At 62.8% G+C, this 4,028-nt stretch carries 3 protein-coding genes; 2 read left to right on the top strand and 1 reads right to left on the bottom strand.

Annotation, left to right across the window (positions count from 1 at the left end; all coding sequences use genetic code 11):
* Positions 1-546: 546 nt before the first annotated feature.
* On the top strand, positions 547-1,164 hold the full coding sequence (locus VNW74_RS15180) for a TetR/AcrR family transcriptional regulator (protein WP_414686691.1): 618 nt from the start codon (positions 547-549) through the stop codon (positions 1,162-1,164).
* A 400-nt stretch (positions 1,165-1,564) separates the two neighbouring features.
* On the opposite strand, the gene VNW74_RS15175 is transcribed toward VNW74_RS15180, so the two are convergent.
* On the bottom strand, positions 1,565-2,515 hold the full coding sequence (locus VNW74_RS15175) for an SDR family NAD(P)-dependent oxidoreductase (protein WP_325678196.1): 951 nt from the start codon (positions 2,513-2,515) through the stop codon (positions 1,565-1,567).
* A gap of 285 nt (positions 2,516-2,800) precedes the next feature.
* Here VNW74_RS15175 and VNW74_RS15170 point away from each other — a divergent pair, with 285 nt between their 5' ends.
* Positions 2,801-3,952, top strand: a complete 1,152-nt coding sequence (locus tag VNW74_RS15170; RefSeq protein ID WP_325678194.1) for an alpha/beta hydrolase — start codon at positions 2,801-2,803, stop codon at positions 3,950-3,952.
* Positions 3,953-4,028: the final 76 nt, after the last annotated feature.

The following is a 4,028-nucleotide window of genomic DNA, read 5'->3' as shown; positions in this document are numbered from 1 at the left end:
TGCTGGTATCAAGAAGCACCGTCACTGCTGCGCCACCCATTGGCCGCCTGTAGGGCCGACTGCCATATGTGCCTCCCAACGGGGTTATGTACACCGAGTGCTCTGCTCTGGTATCCGAGAGTACAACGCTTTTAACTCCTTATATACCGACCGGTGTGCTTTTAGTAATGAGGGACCAACGATGACCACGGTCCCGCCGGCTGGCCGGAACCGGCGCTGAGCACGCGCTCGGATCCAAACTCCCGCGAAAATCTTGTTTCACCGGGACCGAATCGGCTCCCACCGTGTTGGAGCTGCTGGCCGAACACGACCACGTGTCGAAACACAGTTCTTACCAACACTTCTCCGGACCAATGAGCTCGTAAAGGAGTACCTGCGCCGCATCCACCACATCGGCGGGATGCCCACCGAGCAGGGCATCGACACCGCCGACGCCTCGCTGCGCAGCCGCCCACTGGCCCCCTCGATAGCACTCCGGGCGGCCGTTTCAGGCATCCATTTCACAACTCCGCCGCCGAGGCAGATGCGAAATGTAAACCATTCGGTATGCTTGATGCCGTGAGTGGAACACGGACGGCCACGGCCCGGCCGGCTGATCGCGGCGGTCGCGGAGCGCGTGAGCGGATCCTCACCGCCGCAACAACCCTGTTTCACCGCGAGGGGATCCACGCCACCGGGGTCGAGCGGCTGACCGAACAGGCCCACGTGTCGAAACGCACGTTCTACCAGCATTTTCCTAGCAAGAATGACCTCGTCGAGGAGTACCTGCGCCGCATCCACCACGCCGGCGGGATGCCCAGCGAACAGGCCATCGACACCGTCGACGACTCACCACGCAGCCGCTTATTGGCCATCTTCGGTGGCGCGCCGCGCAGCCGTTTCCGCGGCTGCCCGTTCCACAACGCCGCGGTCGAGGCAGCGGACGCGATGCCCGGGGTCGAAGACATCGTGCGCGAACACAAACTGGACTTCACTGCCCGTCTCATCCACACGGCAACAGAAGCCGGCGCCCGAGATCCCTACTGGCTCGGCAACCAGCTCGCCGTGCTCTTCGAGGGCGCCTTAGCCCTGGCGACCTCACTCAACGACGTCTCCCCCCTGCTACACGCGCGATCGGCCGCCGAAACGCTCATCGATGCCGCCACCATCGACTCAGGGAAATGACAAGGCGGAACGCAGATTTCCTCGTCGGCACGCAGAGCCGCGTCGCAGCGCGGCTCTGTCTGCACCCCCGCCGTCCGGTGTTCAGGGCATGACGAGCGGTATCAGCGCCGGACCAGAGAGGTGGTTCCGGCTGGGATCGACAAGCCGGGAACGCCGTCTAGTCATTCATCCTGTTCAGCGCAAAATGCGCTAAACGTGCTGCTACTAACCATTGTTGATTTCGGGCCTGTTAGGTCGTGCCACCGAACGGGCGGGTGTTGGGGTGTGGGTAGGGATCGTAGAGCGGCCATCCGGGGTCACCGGTTGCGGCGAAGCGAGCCCACGCGTCCATGAGGTCGTCACGCACGGCCCGCATCGGTTCGCGTGGCTGGGCGTCGAAGATTGGAGCGAGAACGTAGGGCTAATCGGCTGGGGTGCCGCTTCCCGACAAGTCAACGCCGAGCCGACCAACCACGGAGAATAATTCCTCGTAGATGTTGCCAGGGATGGTGAACGGTTCCGTACCCGAGACCTCGGGGAAATGAGCGGCGATGTCGTCTGCGGTGACTGCGACGTCAGTGTCGGGTAACCAGCCATCACCTAGCCCGACGAAGACGCGCGCATACCGGCCCGCGCAAGCCGAGTAATTCTCATGGCTGGATTCGCAGGCGCGACTAGCCAGATAGGTCACGATGGGCACGACTTTCTCTGGGCCGATCAGGTCGAGAAGCCCCAAGTTCTCAAGCGTGTTTGAATCCACCGTCTCGGTGACCATGCGCGAGAACCCAAAGGGGAGAACGGTATTGGAGAGAATCCCGTGGTCAGCTCCCTCAAGGGCGATGACGTTGCTCAACCCTACCAGCCCCGCCTTGGCGGCCCCATAATGCGCCTCTAGATGCTGCCCGAACACGCCGCCGGACGATGAGATGAAGACGAATCTGCCGTATCCCTGTTTCTTCATCACGCTGAATGCCGGTTGACTCAAATAGAACCCACCGTCCAAGTGAACGGCGAGCATCTGCCGCCACTGGGCCGGGGTCATCTCGTCGAACGCGATGCTGTTAAAGATGCCAGCGTTGCTTACCACTGCATCGATCCGCCCGAAGTGCTCGATCGCGGTGTGCACAATCGCCTCACCACCCTCGGGACTATCCACCGAGTCGTACGACGCTACCGCCGTACCTCCTGCAGAGCTGATCTCCGCGACCACCTCGTCTGCGACTTTGGAGTCCGCTCCCTCGCCGCGCATTGTGCCGCCGAGATCATTGACCACTACCGACGCTCCCCGTCGAGCCAAGTCCAATGCGTAGAGCCGACCAAGCCCACGACCCGCACCAGTGACCACCGCCACTTGATCCTTGAAATCGATCATTCAGCCATTCCTTTCGGGGTCGCGTGTCACACGCCTCGCTGCCGTCAGAAATTGAAGACCAACGAACTTCGGTCACGTCGCCCAGGTCGTACTGTCCGCGTACGTCCGAACGGTCAGACCTTAACAGACTGACCGGTGTGTCAGAACCAAACATTTGTCCGGTTCGCCTACTCAATGCTAGGTCTGTACCGCCAGAACCGGCATGAAGAGGTAAGCCCCCCTGTACTTGAACCAAATATATGTTCCGGTTACAGTACCCGAGGAAGTCGAGGAACAAGCCCGGCAATGACCAGTGAACCCTCGTTGACATCCGGGGTTTTGCGCTGGAGTGTCGACTCGCATTTCAACAAAGGGGCAGCTATGGCACGCAGGCAGCCCACGGGACGCTCCCTCGCGCTGACCAACACGGCGCTTCGCATCGGTGTCAAGGTCATGCCATGGATTCCGCTTTGGCTAAAACGCCTCCTTGCCGGCGGCAGACCGGTCACCATCGACGGCAACACCCTTGACACCACACTTCAACTGATACTGGCCGCCCAACGACGCACACGCACCGGCGGGCTGTCAGCTGCTGACGATCCACGAGTTGCCCGCGCCCTGATGCGAAGCTCGCACTCCCTGCTGGACGCCCACGTCGCCGTTCCCACCACCGACCTCACGATCCCCGGTCCCGACAGCCCGCTGCGGACGCGACACTACCGACCGGCCGTTGCGGGGGCGGCCCCGCTACTTGTCTTCTTCCACGGTGGTGGTTTTGTTGTGGGCGACATCGAATCCCACGACGGATTATGCCGGATGATCTGCAGGGATGCCGCGATACACGTGTTGTCGGTGGACTATCGGCTGGCGCCCGAACACAAGGCCCCGGCCGCGGTCGACGACTGCGTCGCGGCTTATCGATGGGCGCTTGGACACGCCGCCGAACTGGGCGCCGACCCGTCTCGAATTGGCGTTGGCGGCGACAGCGCGGGCGGAAACCTGGCGGCGCTCGTCGCGCTGCGCAGCCGCGAAGAGGGTCTTCGGCAGCCGGCGCTGCAGGTGCTGCTCTATCCGGTCCTCGATCTGTCCATGGAGACCCGATCGCGGACCTTGTTCTCGGACGGATTTTTCTTGTCCAAGCGGGACTCGGACTGGTTCAGAGACCTGTATCTGGGCGGCGCCGCCCTGGCAGCCGACGATGCGCGGGTATCGCCGCTCAAGGCCGCTGATCTATCCGGCCTGGCGCCGGCTCTGCTGCTCACCGCGGGATTCGATCCGCTGCGTGACGAGGGTAATGAATACGCCGCGGCGTTGCACTCGGCCGGTGTCAGCGTGGACCACCGGCAGTTCGATGCACTTACACACGGCTTTGCCAGCATCGCCCCGTTCGGCGGCGGCAGTGCCAATGCTATCGCGGCTACCATCTCGGCCATCCGGGCCCACCTCAGCCGCGGCTGAGGTGGCACCGGTAGGCGCATCACGCCAGCGGGTCCGCGCCACCCCGGTCATTCATCGTCAGCCAGCCGGTGCTGCT

It is taken from the genome of Mycobacterium sp., assembly GCF_035570115.1.
Classification (GTDB): Bacteria; Actinomycetota; Actinomycetes; order Mycobacteriales; family Mycobacteriaceae; genus Mycobacterium.
This window is presented reverse-complemented; position numbering and strand designations above follow the sequence as displayed.